This window comes from Streptomyces sp. NPDC107454 (assembly GCF_055582885.1).
In genome coordinates, this window is record NZ_JBVJPA010000011.1 from 94,519 (window position 1) to 108,426 (window position 13,908).

The 13,908-nt window shown below is 72.0% G+C and carries 11 protein-coding genes; all 11 read left to right on the forward strand.

The window, feature by feature from the left end; translation table 11 throughout:
* The first annotated feature begins 111 nt into the window (after nt 1–111).
* The 11 genes from ACZ69M_RS27900 (at nt 112) to ACZ69M_RS27950 (ending at nt 13,903) form a co-directional block, all read left to right on the forward strand.
* On the forward strand, nt 112–2,358 hold the full coding sequence (locus ACZ69M_RS27900; RefSeq protein WP_470054023.1) for a putative bifunctional diguanylate cyclase/phosphodiesterase: 2,247 nt from the start codon (nt 112–114) through the stop codon (nt 2,356–2,358).
* Nucleotides 2,359–2,688: 330 nt separating this feature from the next.
* A complete protein-coding gene (gene gatC, locus ACZ69M_RS27905; protein ID WP_010984178.1) occupies nt 2,689–2,985 on the forward strand; it encodes an Asp-tRNA(Asn)/Glu-tRNA(Gln) amidotransferase subunit GatC in 297 nt (98 codons plus the stop codon).
* Between the two features lie 5 nt (nt 2,986–2,990).
* The gene (gatA, locus tag ACZ69M_RS27910) at nt 2,991–4,496 is read left to right on the forward strand and encodes an Asp-tRNA(Asn)/Glu-tRNA(Gln) amidotransferase subunit GatA (RefSeq protein WP_470054025.1); all 1,506 of its coding nucleotides are present in this window, start codon (nt 2,991–2,993) and stop codon (nt 4,494–4,496) included.
* Nucleotides 4,493–4,735: a hypothetical protein gene (locus ACZ69M_RS27915; protein WP_054234587.1), complete on the forward strand. Its 243-nt coding sequence runs from the start codon at nt 4,493–4,495 to the stop codon at nt 4,733–4,735. Before gatA ends, ACZ69M_RS27915 begins: the two co-directional genes overlap by 4 nt.
* A gap of 16 nt (nt 4,736–4,751) precedes the next feature.
* A complete protein-coding gene (gatB, locus tag ACZ69M_RS27920) occupies nt 4,752–6,269 on the forward strand; it encodes an Asp-tRNA(Asn)/Glu-tRNA(Gln) amidotransferase subunit GatB (RefSeq protein ID WP_470054030.1) in 1,518 nt (505 codons plus the stop codon).
* Nucleotides 6,270–6,513: 244 nt separating this feature from the next.
* Nucleotides 6,514–8,769 (forward strand): MMPL family transporter, encoded by a 2,256-nt coding sequence (locus ACZ69M_RS27925; protein WP_470054032.1) that lies wholly within the window; start codon nt 6,514–6,516, stop codon nt 8,767–8,769.
* The gene (locus ACZ69M_RS27930) at nt 8,747–9,313 is read left to right on the forward strand and encodes a GNAT family N-acetyltransferase (protein WP_054234584.1); all 567 of its coding nucleotides are present in this window, start codon (nt 8,747–8,749) and stop codon (nt 9,311–9,313) included. Before ACZ69M_RS27925 ends, ACZ69M_RS27930 begins: the two co-directional genes overlap by 23 nt.
* Nucleotides 9,314–9,377: 64 nt before the next feature.
* Nucleotides 9,378–9,992 (forward strand): hypothetical protein, encoded by a 615-nt coding sequence (locus ACZ69M_RS27935; protein ID WP_470054034.1) that lies wholly within the window; start codon nt 9,378–9,380, stop codon nt 9,990–9,992.
* Nucleotides 9,993–10,200: 208 nt separating this feature from the next.
* Nucleotides 10,201–10,398, forward strand: coding sequence for a hypothetical protein (locus tag ACZ69M_RS27940; RefSeq protein ID WP_382118407.1), 198 nt, complete (start codon nt 10,201–10,203; stop codon nt 10,396–10,398).
* Between the two features lie 146 nt (nt 10,399–10,544).
* Nucleotides 10,545–13,628 (forward strand): helix-turn-helix transcriptional regulator, encoded by a 3,084-nt coding sequence (locus ACZ69M_RS27945; RefSeq protein ID WP_470054036.1) that lies wholly within the window; start codon nt 10,545–10,547, stop codon nt 13,626–13,628.
* 38 nt (nt 13,629–13,666) lie between these two features.
* A complete protein-coding gene (locus tag ACZ69M_RS27950) occupies nt 13,667–13,903 on the forward strand; it encodes a DUF6191 domain-containing protein (protein WP_470054038.1) in 237 nt (78 codons plus the stop codon).
* Nucleotides 13,904–13,908 lie beyond the last annotated feature (5 nt).

The window sequence follows — 13,908 nt, forward strand, 5'->3', positions numbered from 1 at the left end:
CCCCTGCTCCGCAAGAGTCTGGGGAAGGGTTTTCAGACGCGGTGCCGTTGGCAGTTGTCGCCGGCAACGGGCCGCGTGGCGTGGGCACCGCCGGCTGTGAGAGGGACGGGAATGGAACCGACCGAGAGCGCCGCCCCGGACTCACGGCTGCGCCTGCGCCGGATGACCGGCGCGTGGATGGCCGGCCTCCGGACGGGGCGTCCGTCGGAGCGCCCCGGCACGGGCGGGCAGGGCTCCGCACCACCCCTCACCGTAGCCGCCCCCGCCCCGGGCGCCGACAGGCTCGCCGCAGGGCGTGGCGGGGACCTGTCCGGTCACGAACCCGAACGGCACCTCTCCTGGCCCACGCTGCCCGCCGCGGTCGTCGGGGCAGCCGCGTTCGTCCTCGGCGGCGGCTTCTACCGGGCGTTCGGCGGCCACCACGCCCTCTTCCCGTCCGGCGCGGTCGGCTGGTCGCTGGCGGTACTGACCGGCATCATCGTCGGCCATCTGGTCGCCCTCGGCCGCGCCCGCTGGTGGGGCGGCACGGGCTCCGGCGCCGCGCTCACCCTCGCGGTCCTGCTGCTGTACGGCTGGGTGGCCGCCGGGATGGTCAGCCTGACCGTCGTCGTGCTGGTCGGCGCCGCGCGCCGGGGCCGCTGGCGCCAGGGGGTGTTGCACGGCGCGGTCGACATCCTCGGCATCGGCGCCGGAGCGCTGGTCCTCGCCATGTTCGGGCGGGTGCCGTCCGTGGAGGCGCCCTGGAACCCGGAGAGCTGGAACTTCTACGCCGCACCCCAGGTGGTGCTGGTCGCGACCGCCTATCTCGCGATCACCCACGTCCTGCTCTGGTACCTGCACGCGCCGGGCACCGGCGGACTGCCGACCGCCACCCGCACGGCGCTGGTCAGGCAGGGCCTGGTGGCCGTCGCGCTGCTCGGTATCGCGCCGCTGATCTGCGTGGTCGCCGTGGCCCAGCCGATGCTGCTGCCGCTGTTCTCGATCCCTCTCATCGCACTCGACTCCACCCTGTGGATCGCCCGCGTCCGGGCCGAGGAGCAACTGCGCGACCCGCTGACCGGACTGCCCAACCGCCAGTGGCTGCTCGAGCGGACCTGGACGGCTCTGGACGATGCAGAGCGCATCGGCGCGCGGTCCGCCCTGATGCTGATCGACCTCGACCGCTTTCGTTCGGTGAATGACACGTTGGGGCACCTCGCCGGCGACCGGCTGCTCCTTCAGATAGCCGACCGGCTGCGGCTGGCGCTGCCGCGCGGGGCGGAGGCCGCGCGGCTCGGCGGGGACGAGTTCGCCGTGTTACTCCCCGTCGCCGACTCCACCACGTCGGCCACGCGGGTCGCCCGCAATCTCGTCGCCGCCCTCGGCTCGCCGCTCGACCTCGACGGACTCACCCTCGTCCTGGAGGCCAGCGCCGGGCTCGCCGTCTTCCCCGACCACGCGCTGGACGCGGAGGGGCTGCTGCGGCGGGCGGACGTGGCGATGTACCAGGCCAAGCGGGACCGTACGGGGGTGGAGGTCTACGAGTCCAAGCGGGACTCGAACACACCGGACCGGCTCGGTCTCCTGGGAGATCTGCGCCGGGCGCTGGACGCCGGTGACGTCGAACTGCACTACCAGCCCAAGGTCCGCTTCGACGGACAGGTGGCCGGCCTCGAGGCGCTGGTCCGCTGGGTGCACCCCGAGCGGGGGAAGGTGCCGCCGGACGAGTTCATCGCGATCGCCGAGTCGTCCGGACTGATGCCGCACCTCACCGAGTACGTGCTGGAGACGGCGCTCGCGCAGGTCGCGCGCTGGCGGGCGCAGGGACTGCGCGTACCGGTCGCGGTGAACGTGTCCCCCCGGGACGTCCACACCCCCGGCTTCGCGGGCTCGGTCGCCGCGCGGCTCGCCCGGCACGGGGTCCCCGCGGGGGCCTTGCAGCTGGAGATAACGGAGCATGTGCTCCTCGAGGACCCGCAGCGGGCCGCGGACACGCTGGCCGGACTGACCGGGCACGGCGTGAAGATGTCGCTGGACGACTTCGGGACGGGGTACTCCTCTCTGGTGCATCTGCGGCGGCTGCCGGTGAGCGAGCTGAAGATCGACCGGTCCTTCGTCGCGCGGCTCGCCGTGGACAACGAGGACGCGGAGATCGTGCGCTGCACCGTCGATCTCGCGCATTCGCTGGGGCTGCTCGTCGTGGCGGAGGGTGTCGAGGACGACGAGACCTGGGAGCGGTTGCGGGATCTCGGGTGTGACGCGGTACAGGGGTGGCTGGTCGCGGCGGCGATGCCTCCGGAGGAGGCGACGGCGTGGCTGCTGGCGCGGGGGTCGCGCGGCTGGCAGCGGCCGCGTGCCGCGCTGCCCGCCGCGGAGTAGCTCCGCCGGTTAGTTCGTCGGGTGCGGGTCGGTGGGGGCGCCCGGTTCTCCCGCTCGCGCACCGCCCGTGGCGGTCTCCCGACAAGGCGAGTTCTCCTGTGGGGGTGCACCGCCGTCGGCGTCCGCACCTCGGCAGGGGCGCGGGAAGCTGCGTGCTCAGCGGGGCGGCGCCGACGGTGAGGAACCGCCGCCGGTGACTTCCATCTCGTATACGAACCGTCACGGGTGGTGCGGGTGGGAGAGGGGCCTGAGGCAAACCCGTGCGCGGGCATCGGCCCCGGACCCATAGGATTGGGCCAAACCACACACTCTCACCCAGAGGATCGCTGCATGCCTGGCATCACGCGCGAGGAGGTCGCCCACCTCGCACGGCTGGCGCGTCTGGAGCTGAAGGCCGAAGAACTCGACCACTTCGCCGGCCAGCTCGACGACATCATCGGCGCGGTCGCCCGCGTCAGCGAGGTCGCCGACCAAGACGTACCGCCGACCTCTCACCCGCTGCCGCTGACGAACGTCATGCGCGCGGACGAGGTCCGTCCGTCGCTCACCCCCGAGCAGGCGCTCTCCGGCGCCCCGGCCCAGGAGCAGCAGCGTTTCAAGGTGCCGCAGATCCTGGGGGAGGACTAATCACCATGACGGACACCAACGTCAACATCATCAAGCTGACGGCGGCCGAGATCGCCGCGAAGATCGCCGCGGGCGAGCTCACGGCCGTCGCGGTCACCGAGGCCCACCTCGCCCGGATCGAGGCCGTCGACGAGAAGGTGCACGCCTTCCTGCACGTCGACCGCGAGGGCGCCCTCGCGCAGGCCCGCGCCGTCGACGCCAAGCGGGAGCGGGGCGAGAAGCTCGGCCCCCTCGCCGGTGTGCCGCTCGCGCTCAAGGACATCTTCACCACCGAGGGCATCCCGACGACCGTCGGTTCGAAGATCCTCGAGGGCTGGATCCCGCCGTACGACGCGACCCTCACCAAGAAGCTGAAGGCCGCCGACGTCGTCATCCTCGGCAAGACCAACATGGACGAGTTCGCCATGGGGTCCTCCACCGAGAACAGCGCGTACGGCCACACCGGCAACCCCTGGGACCTCACCCGTATCCCCGGCGGCTCCGGCGGCGGGTCGAGCGCCGCGCTCGCCTCGTTCGAGGCGCCCCTCGCCATCGGCACGGACACGGGCGGCTCCATCCGCCAGCCCGCCGCCGTCACCGGCACGGTCGGCGTCAAGCCGACGTACGGCGGGGTGTCGCGGTACGGCATGGTCGCGTTCTCCTCCTCCCTGGACCAGGGCGGCCCCTGCGCCCGTACGGTCCTGGACGCCGCGCTGCTGCACGAGGTCATCGCGGGCCACGACCCGCTGGACTCCACCTCCATCGACGCCCCGGTCCCGCCGGTCGTCGAGGCGGCCCGCAACGGCTCCGTCGCCGGCATGCGCGTCGGTGTCGTCAAGCAGTTCCGCGGCGAGGGCTACCAGGCCGGTGTCGTGCAGCGCTTCGACGAGGCCGTCGTCCTGCTCAAGGAGCTCGGCGCCGAGATCGTCGAGCTGGACTGCCCGTCCTTCGACCTGGCGCTGGCGGCGTACTACCTCATCGCCCCGTCCGAGTGCTCGTCGAACCTCGCCCGCTTCGACGCCATGCGCTACGGCCTCAGGGTCGGCGACGACGGCACGAAGTCGGCCGAGGAGGTCACCTCCCTCACCCGTGAGGCGGGCTTCGGCCCCGAGGTCAAGCGCCGCATCATGCTCGGCACGTACGCGCTCAGCTCCGGCTACTACGACGCGTACTACGGCAGCGCCCAGAAGGTCCGTACGCTCATCACGCGCGACTTCGAGAAGTCGTTCGAGAAGGTCGACGTCATCGTCTCCCCGACGACGCCCACCACGGCCTTCCCGATCGGCGAGCGCGCCGACGACCCGATGGCGATGTACCTCGCGGACCTGTGCACCATCCCGACCAACCTGGCGGGCAACGCCGCCATGTCGCTGCCCTGCGGTCTCGCGCCGGAGGACAACCTCCCGGTCGGTCTGCAGATCATCGCCCCCGCGATGAAGGACGACCGGCTGTACAAGGTCGGCGCCGCCGTCGAGGCAGCCTTCGTGGAAAAGTGGGGCCACCCGCTGCTCGAGGAGGCTCCGTCGTTGTGAGTAAGGCTCTGACCAAGGCCAAGGGCTTCAAGAAGTCCAAGTCCGGCACGTACCTGTCCATCGCGAGCACCGCGTTCGGTGCGATCGGCGTCGCCAAGCAGGCCAAGAAGGCCCGTACGGAGCACGACACGCTGCGCCTCATCGACGCGGCCGTGTCCGCCGCCGCCATCGTCACCGGCCTCGCCATCCTCTACCGGGAGCTCAGGCGCCTGGGCGACGACGACGTCCTGCTGGGCTGAGAGGGAAGTTTTCACCGTGACCACCACGACCGACGAGCTGGTGTCGTACGAGGACGCTCTCGCGACGTACGACCCCGTCATGGGCCTCGAAGTCCATGTCGAGCTCGGCACCAAGACCAAGATGTTCTGCGGGTGTTCCACCGAGCTGGGCGCCGCGCCCAACTCGCAGACCTGCCCGACCTGCCTCGGCATGCCCGGCTCGCTGCCCGTCGTCAACGCGACCGGCGTCGAGTCCGCCATCAAGATCGGCCTCGCGCTGCACTGCGAGATCGCCGAGTGGTGCCGCTTCGCCCGGAAGAACTACTTCTATCCGGACATGCCGAAGAACTTCCAGACGTCCCAGTACGACGAGCCGATCGCCTTCAACGGCTACCTTGACGTACAGCTGGAGGACGGCGAGGTCTTCCGCGTGGAGATCGAGCGCGCCCACATGGAGGAGGACACCGGCAAGTCCACCCACGTGGGTGGCGCGACCGGCCGTATCCACGGCGCCTCGCACTCCCTGCTCGACTACAACCGCGCGGGCATCCCCCTCATCGAGATCGTCACCAAGCCGATCGAGGGTGCGGGCGAGCGCGCTCCCGAGGTCGCCAAGGCGTACGTCGCCGAGCTGCGCGAGCTCATCAAGGCGCTCGGCGTCTCGGAGGCCCGCATGGAGATGGGCCAGATGCGCTGCGACGTGAACCTGTCGCTGCGCCCGCACGGCCGCGAGAAGTTCGGCACGCGCTCCGAGACGAAGAACGTCAACTCGCTGCGCTCCGTGGAGCGTGCGGCCCGCTTCGAGATCCAGCGGCACGCCGCGGTTCTGGACAGCGGCGGCACGATCATCCAGGAGACCCGCCACTTCCACGAGGACACCGGGTCCACGACCTCGGGCCGCGTGAAGGAGGAGGCCGAGGACTACCGGTACTTCCCGGAGCCCGACCTCGTCCCCGTCGCCCCGTCCCGCGAGTGGGTCGAGGAGCTGCGGGCGGGCCTGCCCGAGCAGCCGCTCGCGCGTCGTAACCGCCTCCGTGAGCAGTGGGGTGTCTCGGCGCACGACATGCAGTCGATCCTGAACGCCGGTGCCATCGACCCGATCGTCGCCACGATCGGGGCCGGTGCGGACGCCGCGTCCGCCCGTAAGTGGTGGATGGGTGAACTGGCGCGCAGCGCCAACGAGTCGGGCAAGGCCCTGGAGGACCTGCCCATCACTCCGGCGCAGGTCGCCCGGGTGACGCAGCTCGTCGCCTCCGGAGATCTGAACGACAAGCTCGCCCGCCAGGTCATCGAGGGCGTGCTCGCGGGCGAGGGGACCCCGGACGAGGTCGTCGACAAGCGCGGTCTGAAGGTCGTCTCGGACGAGGGTGCGCTGACCGCCGCCGTCGACGAGGCCATCGCCGGCAACCCGGGCGTCGCGGACAAGATCCGCGGCGGCAAGGTGGCCGCGGTCGGCGCCCTGGTCGGCGCGGTCATGAAGGCCACCCGTGGCCAGGCCGACGCGGCCCGCGTCAAGGAACTCATCCTGGAGAAGCTGGGCGTCAGCGAGGGCTGAGTACCCGTCAAGTACCCACCTGGGGGGATGCATCGGCTTCGATGCATCCCCCCAGGCGTGTCCGGGCCCCTTGGTGCGACAGAGTTCACCGGATTGTCGTGTGAACTAACTCGCACTCTCGTGAGTAGACCCACGAATGAGATGAACGGCCGCTTCTGGCTGCAAGAGTGATGACGTATTCGTCATGCGTTCTTTGCGGGCAACTCCCGGTAAAGATCCATAAATCACTCAGGGAGCTTGTCCGTTGGCAGCCCTTGCACACTGGTGTGTACGGCACCGCCTCGTCACCGTTCTGCTGTGGCTCCTCGCCCTCGGCGGGGTGAGCGCCGCCGCGGCCGTCGCGGGTTCCGCGTACTCGAACAACTACGAGGCACCCGGCACCGAATCGAGCCGCGCCGACCGGCTGCTGCGGCAGGGGTTTCCCGGTCTCGGCGGCGACAGCGACACCGTCGTCTGGCGCACCGGCCCCGGCACCGTCCGCTCCGCCGCCGTCGAACAGACCATGACCCGCGCCCTCGACGAGATCGCCGCGCTGCCCGGCGTGGCCTCCGTCGTCAGCCCCTACGAAGGGCAGGGCACGGGCCGGATCAGCGGCGACGGACGTACGGCGTACGCCACCGTCACCTTCGACGACCAGGCCGACGACCTCTCCAGGAGCGAGGCACAGGCCGTCGTCGACGCCGCCAAGGCCGCCGAGACCGACGGGCTCCAGGTGGAGTTGGGCGGCAGCGCCATCGGGCTCACGGAGTCCTCCGGTGGGCACCTCGCCGAGGTCGTCGGCGTGGTCGTGGCCGCCGTGGTGCTCTTCCTCGCCTTCGGCTCGCTCGCCGCCTCCCTGCTGCCCATCGCCACCGCCCTGGTCGGCGTCGGGACGGCGTACGCCTCGATCGTGCTCCTGGGGCACGCGATGACGGTCGCCGACTTCGCGCCCATGCTCGGCATGCTGATCGGCCTCGGCGTCGGCATCGACTACGCGCTGTTCATCGTGACCCGGCACCGGCGCGGGCTGAAACGCGGGCTTTCCGTGGACGAGGCGGCCCGCAACGCCGTCGCCACCACCGGCCGCGCGGTCGTCTTCGCGGGCGCCACCGTCTGCATCGCCCTGCTCGGCATGCTCATCCTGCGGCTCAGCTTCCTGAACGGTGTGGCGATCGCGGCCTCCTTGACCGTGGTCCTCACCGTCGCGGCCTCCGTGACCCTGCTGCCCGCCCTCCTGTCCTTCATCGGCCCGCGAGCCCTCAGCCGACGCGAGCGGCGCAGGCTGTGCGAGCACGGGCCCCAGCCGGAGCTCCCCACCGGACTCGCCGCCCGCTGGTCGGTGTTCGTGGAGCGCCGCCCCAAGCTGCTCGGCGCGCTCGCCGTGCTCGTCATGGCAGTGCTCGCGCTGCCCACGCTCTCCCTCCACCTCGGCACCTCCGACCAGGGCAACAACCCCAGGTCGGCGACCACCCGGCAGGCGTACGACCTCCTCGCCAAGGGCTTCGGGCCGGGCGTGAACGGGCCGCTGACCCTGGTCACCCACGTCGGCGGCGCCGAGGACAGGCTCGCCCTCGACAGCCTGGACAGCGCACTCCGGGCGACCGCCGGGGTCGCCTCGGTGACCCCGATGACGTACGGCACCGGGGGCGCCACCGCGTACCTCACCGTCGTCCCGGACTCCGCGCCGCAGTCCCAGAAGACCAGCGACCTCGTGGACCGGCTGCGCACCGAGGTGCTGCCACGCGCCGAGGCGGGCAGCGGGCTCGACGTGCGCGTCGGCGGGGTGACGGCGAGCTACGACGACTTCGCCGCCGTCATCGTCGGCAGACTGCCCCTCTTCGTGGGCGTCGTCATCGGCCTCGGCTGTGCCCTGCTCCTGCTCGCCTTCCGCTCGCTCGGCATCCCGCTGAAGGCCGCCGTGATGAACATCGCCGCCGTGGCCGCCGCGTTCGGGGTGGTCGTCGCGATCTTCCAGTGGGGCTGGGGGAGCGAACTGCTGGGCCTCGGCCGCGCGGGTCCGATCGAGCCCTTCCTTCCCGTGATCATGGTGTCGGTCCTCTTCGGGCTCTCCATGGACTACCAGGTCTTCCTGGTCAGCCGGATGTACGAGGAGTGGCTGGAGACCGGCGACAACCGGCGTGCCGTCCGGGTCGGGCTCGCCGAGACCAGCCGGGTGATCAACTCCGCAGCCGTCATCATGATCTCGGTCTTCCTCGCCTTCGTGCTCAGCGGCGACCGCGTCATCGCGATGTTCGGCATCGCCCTCGCCTCCGCCGTCGCCCTCGACGCCTTCGTCCTGCGCACCCTGCTCGTCCCCGCCCTCATGCATCTGCTCGGCGGCGCCAACTGGTGGCTGCCCCGCCGGCTCGACCGGTGGCTGCCGCGCATCAGCGTCGAGCCGCCCGAGTGCCGCGCCGCCCATGAGAGGCTGGCCGCTGCGACGGACGCCGAGGTGGCGGACGTACTGGAGGACGAGCTGGAGAAGGAGCGGGAACGGGATGTACGCGATATCCCTGGGTGACGACGGCGCGGAACTGCGGCCCCTGGAGCCCTGGCATGCGGAGGAGTTCCTCGCGCACCTGGACCGGGGGAGGGAGTTCATCGGGCAGTACATCCCCTTCGGGTCCAAGGCCACGGACGTGCCCTCCGCGCGGGAGACACTCCAGCGGTACGCCGACATGCGCGCCGCCGACACCGGGTCCCTGCACGGTCTGTGGCTGGAGGGGAAGCTCGTCGGCGGGGTGCTCTTCCTGAACTTCGACGCCGAGCACGGCAACTGCGAGGTCGGCTGCTGGCTGGAACCCGCCGGTACCGGACGCGGTCTGGTCACCAGGGCGATGCGGATCCTCATCGACTGGGCCGTCGAGGAGCGCGGGATCCATCGGGTGGAGTGGATCGCCGCCTCCGCGAACGTGCCGAGCGTGAACGGCGCCCGGCGGCTCGGGATGACCCGGGACGCGGTGCTGCGGGAGAGCTACCCCCACCGGGGTGTACGCCTCGACATGGAGGTCTGGTCGGTGCTCGCGCCCGAGTGGCGGGCGGCACGCGCGCGTGAGCAACGATGATCGTGGTCGTCGCTCACAACGATCATTAAGAGACTTCTCAGACTCCGTCCGTACGGTGCGGGTCATGGGAACCAAGACAGTTGACGAAGCCGTGGACGCGAACGGCACCGAGGCAAAGAGCGACGAGGAGACCGTGAACGCCACCAAGACCGCCGAGGCGCCGGACGCCGAGGTCGAGGAGACCGGCAACGCCGAAGCCGAGGACGCCGCGGACGCCGAGGACCAGGACGACCTCGACGCCGAGGCCCTGGAGGGCGAGGACACCCCCGAGGCCGAGAAGGGCACCCCCGGCGTCGGCCAGGGCGCCGCCGCCGTCGTCTCCGCCGGCCTTGGCGTCGTGTCCCTCACCGGCAGCTGGGTCGCCACCGTGGCCGCCGCCCGCGAGACCCTCGTCGGCCAGCTGGGGACCTCCTCGTCCGCGAGCGTCGCCAAGCAGGTCAAGGAGGTCTACGGCGACGCCTGGGCGACCACCGCGCTGGTCGGCGGCCTCTTCGCGCTGGCCGCGCTGATCGTCGGCGTCGTGGTCCTGGTCCGGCCCGCCTTCGGCGCCCCCGGCAGGCCGCAGGCCGCCTGGATCAAGTCGGTCGCCTGGGCGGGCGTCTCGCTCGGCGTCATCGGCCTGGTCCTCGCCGTCGCCAAGTACTCCGACATCATTCTCGGACTGCCGTCCACCAGCTGACACCTGGCTGGAAACCCGCTGGATCCACGGCTGGATCTCCGTACCTCTGAGGGGCCTTAGGGCCGCCGTAAGTCACTTACGGCCGCCCTAAGGCCTTTCGCGTGCGCAAGATGCGGAACTCTCCCGATGTGACGCACCCCCCTGGGAGACGAAGGTTGAGGCATCGCACAAAGCGATGACGAAACCGAATCCTCACGAGGGACACGACATGTTCGAGTACGAGCTCCAGCAGATGCGATCCAACGAGCTGATCCGCGAGGCACAGAACCACCGCCAGGCCCAGGAAGCCCTCCGTGGTCGCCGTGCCGCCCGCCGCGCCGCCGCGCGCGAGTCGGGACAGAACGACCCGGAGGGGCAGGCGCATAGCCGGCGTCCCCGCCGGCACCGGTTCGCCCGCGCCGCATGAGCGCGGGGGCGGGGGGCGGCCGTACGGGGGTCGGCCGCCTCCCGGCGAACGGTGACCGCCGCGACCCGGCGACGGTCACCCGTCACGCGAACGGGGCGACGGTCGCCCGCTCGATAACCAGTGCCGCACTGTCAGACCCCTGTGCGATGCTCGGGTCCGTGGAAACCAGGTCTGTCAGCCCGGTGTTCGTCGGCCGCACCGCCGAACTCGGCATCCTGCACGACGCACTCGCCCGCAGCGCCACCGGGGGAACCTCCCAGGCGTTCAGCACCGGGGGAGAGCCGCAGGCGTTGCTGCTCGGCGGTGAGGCCGGGGTCGGAAAGACGCGCCTGCTCGAGGAGTTCGCCACCGCGGCCGTCCGCGAGGGCGCCGTCTTCGTGAGCGGCGGCTGTGTGGAGATCGGCGCCGACGGACTGCCCTTCGCCCCGTTCTCCACCGCCCTGCGCGCCCTGCGCCGACTGCTCCCCGACGAGCTCGCCGCCGCGGCCGCCGGACAGGAGGACGAGCTGGCCCGGCTGCTGCCCGAGCTGGGCGAGACCGGCCGCGGCGGCCGGCCCGACGAGGAGGGCATGGCCCGCCTCTTCGAGCTCACCGCCCGTCTCCTGGAGCGCGTCGCCGCCGACCGCACCGTCGTCGTCGCTCTCGAAGACCTGCACTGGGCCGACGCCTCCACCCGCCACCTGCTGGCCTACCTCTTCCGCACCCTGCGCAGCGGCCGCCTCGTCGTCATCGCCACCTACCGCGCCGACGACATCCACCGCCGCCACCCGCTGCGCCCCCTGCTGGCCGAACTCGACCGCCTCCGCACGGTCCGCCGCATCGAACTCGGCCGCTTCAGCCGCGCCGAGGTCGGCCGCCAGATCGCCGGCATCCTCGCCCACGAACCCGACCCCGCCCAGGTCGACGACATCTTCGAACGCTCCGACGGCAACGCGTTCTTCGTCGAGGAACTCGCCGTCGCCGCCCACCAGGGCTGCCGCACCGGGCTCACCGACTCCCTGCGCGACCTGCTCCTCGTCCGCGTCGAAGGCCTCCCCGAGAGCGCCCAGCGCATCGCCCGGATCGTCGCCGAGGGCGGCTCCACCGTCGAGTACCCGCTGCTCGCCGCCGTCGCCCGGCTCGCCGAGGACGACCTCATCGAGGCGCTGCGGGTCGCCGTCGGCGCCAACATCCTGCACGCCTCACCCGGCGGCGACGGCTACCGCTTCCGCCACTCCCTGGTCCGCGAGGCCGTCAGCGACGACCTGCTCCCCGGTGAGCGCTCCCGTTTCAACCGCCGCTACGCCGAAGCCCTGGAGGACGACCCCACGCTCGTCCCGGCCGACGAGCGCGCCACCCGCCTGGCCAGCTACTGGTACCACGCGCACGACGCGGCCAAGGCCCTCCCCGCCGTCCTCGACGCCTCCGTCGAGGCCCGCCGCCGGCACGCCCACTCCGAGCAACTCAGGCTCCTGGAGCGCGCGATGGAGCTGTGGGAGGCCACCCCCGAAGCCGTACGGGACGAACTGCGCCCCATCGACTACGTCGAGGTCTTCCCACCCTGTGGCTGCGACCCGGCCACCACCCCCCTGCGCTACCTCGACCTGATGGCCGAGGCCGCCGTCGCGGGCCGGCTGTGCGGGGAGCGCGAGCGCGCCCTGAAGATCACCAAGCGGGCGCTGCGCGTCCTGGAGGACGAGGACGACCCCCTCCGCGCCGCCTGGTTCTGGATCCAGCGTTCCCGTCTGGTGCAGGCACAGGCCCGCGGGGACGGCTGGACGGAGCTCGCCACCGCCCGGGACCTGGTGCGCGGCCTGCCGCCGTCGGAGGTGCACGCCGAGGTGCTCTCCATGGTCGCCGCCTGGTGCATGCTGCACGAGCCGGGTCCCGGCGCCCTCTCGGCCGCCGAGCGCGCCGTGGAGTACGCGCGCATGGTGGGCGCCCGGGACATCGAGCTGAACGCCCGGCTCACGCTCGGCGGCCTCATGGTCGACGCCGGCGACGTGGAGGCGGGCATCGCGGAGATGTACGAGGTCAAGGAGCGGGTGCTCCGGCACGCCCCCTCCATGGTCACGGGGCGCGTCCACATCAACCTGCCCTCCCACCTGGAGTCCGTGGGCCGCTCCCGGGAAGCGGTCACGGTTCTGCGCGACGGCATCGAACTCGCCCGTAAGTCCGGGCTGTTGGACACCGAGGCCTGGGCGTGGGGCAACCTCTCGGAGTCGCTCTACGCGCTCGGCCAGTGGGACGAGGCCGTCGAGGCCGCGCGCAACGCGCTGGGTGTCGGGCTCAGCGGCAAACCGTCCGGCAGCGGTGCCATGCGCCTCGCGGATCTCGCGCTCGCCCGCGGCGACCTCGCCGAAGCGGCACGTCAGCTCAATGCCGCCCGCGCCCACTTCGGCACCCACGACCCCATGCCGCAGCACTCGCTGCCCCTGGTCCGCACCGCGATCGGCATCGCCGCCGGAGAGGGACGCCTCCTCGACGCCCGGGCCGCCCTGGAGGACGCCCTCGACGCGGGCTTCCCGCCCGGCACCCAGCGCGACGGCTGGCCGCTGCTGCTCGCCGCCGTCACCGCGGAGGCCGACGCCCGCGGACTGCCCGTCGCCGAGGCGGGCCGCGCCGGAACCCTGGAGCGGCTGCGCAAGGCCGCCAAGTCCCTGGCCACCGGAGCACCCGTCTGGCTCGCCCACGAACAGTGGGTACGCGCCGAGCTCTGCCGCGCCGACGGCACGGCCGACCCGCACGAGTGGTCCGAGGCGGTCACCGCCTTCGAACCGCTGGAGCGCCCCTACGACCTCGCCCGTGTCCGGCACCGTCTGGCCGAGTCCCTGCTGATCGCGGGAGCCGACGAGGACGACCGGGCCCGCGCCACGGAGCTTCTGCGGCTGGCCGGGGCGGCGGCCGCCCACCTCGGCGCCCGCCCGCTCGCCGACACCGTCGCGCTCCTCGCCCAGCGGGCCCGCCTCGCCCTGGGCCGCGCCCCCGAGCCGTCGGCCCCGGCTCCCGCCGACCCGGCCGAGGCCCTCGGCCTCACCAGCCGTGAGCGCGACGTCCTGCGCCTGGTCGCCGCCGGCCGCAGCAACCGCCAGATCGCCGAAGAACTCTTCATCTCCCCGAAGACCGCCAGCGTCCATGTCTCGAACATCCTGGCCAAGCTGGACGTCTCGGGCAGGGGGGAGGCGGCGGCGCTGGCGCATCGGCTGCGGTTGTTCCCCCGGGAGGCCCCCACCACCCGGACGGCGGGCTGAGGCATACGCTGGTACGGACCCGGGCCGAGGGAGGCGCCGTGTTCAACATGTTCGAGGAGCTCTTCGCGCCAGGCCGCAAGCACACCAGCGACGAACGCAAGCGACTCGAACTGAGCCGCGTGGACCTGAACGACGGTGACCCGGGCCGCGGCCCCATAGACCTGACCTCCGGCAAGGTGGTCGTACGGCTGCCCAAGCAGGAGCGAGACCAGGAGCAGGAGGAGGGGCAGGACGACACGGGGGAGGAGCCCGTGTCGGAACCGGACGAGTCCTGAGGCCG

Bases quoted from the DNA above. Each gene is read 5' to 3' on its own strand.
- ACZ69M_RS27900 (WP_470054023.1), top strand. From the start codon at position 112: ATGGAACCGACCGAGAGCGCCGCCCCGGACTCACGGCTGCGCCTGCGC.
- gatC (WP_010984178.1), top strand. From the start codon at position 2,689: ATGCCTGGCATCACGCGCGAGGAGGTCGCCCACCTCGCACGGCTGGCG.
- gatA (WP_470054025.1), top strand. From the start codon at position 2,991: ATGACGGACACCAACGTCAACATCATCAAGCTGACGGCGGCCGAGATC.
- ACZ69M_RS27930 (WP_054234584.1), top strand. From the start codon at position 8,747: ATGTACGCGATATCCCTGGGTGACGACGGCGCGGAACTGCGGCCCCTG.
- ACZ69M_RS27935 (WP_470054034.1), top strand. From the start codon at position 9,378: ATGGGAACCAAGACAGTTGACGAAGCCGTGGACGCGAACGGCACCGAG.
- ACZ69M_RS27940 (WP_382118407.1), top strand. From the start codon at position 10,201: ATGTTCGAGTACGAGCTCCAGCAGATGCGATCCAACGAGCTGATCCGC.
- ACZ69M_RS27945 (WP_470054036.1), top strand. From the start codon at position 10,545: ATGCTCGGGTCCGTGGAAACCAGGTCTGTCAGCCCGGTGTTCGTCGGC.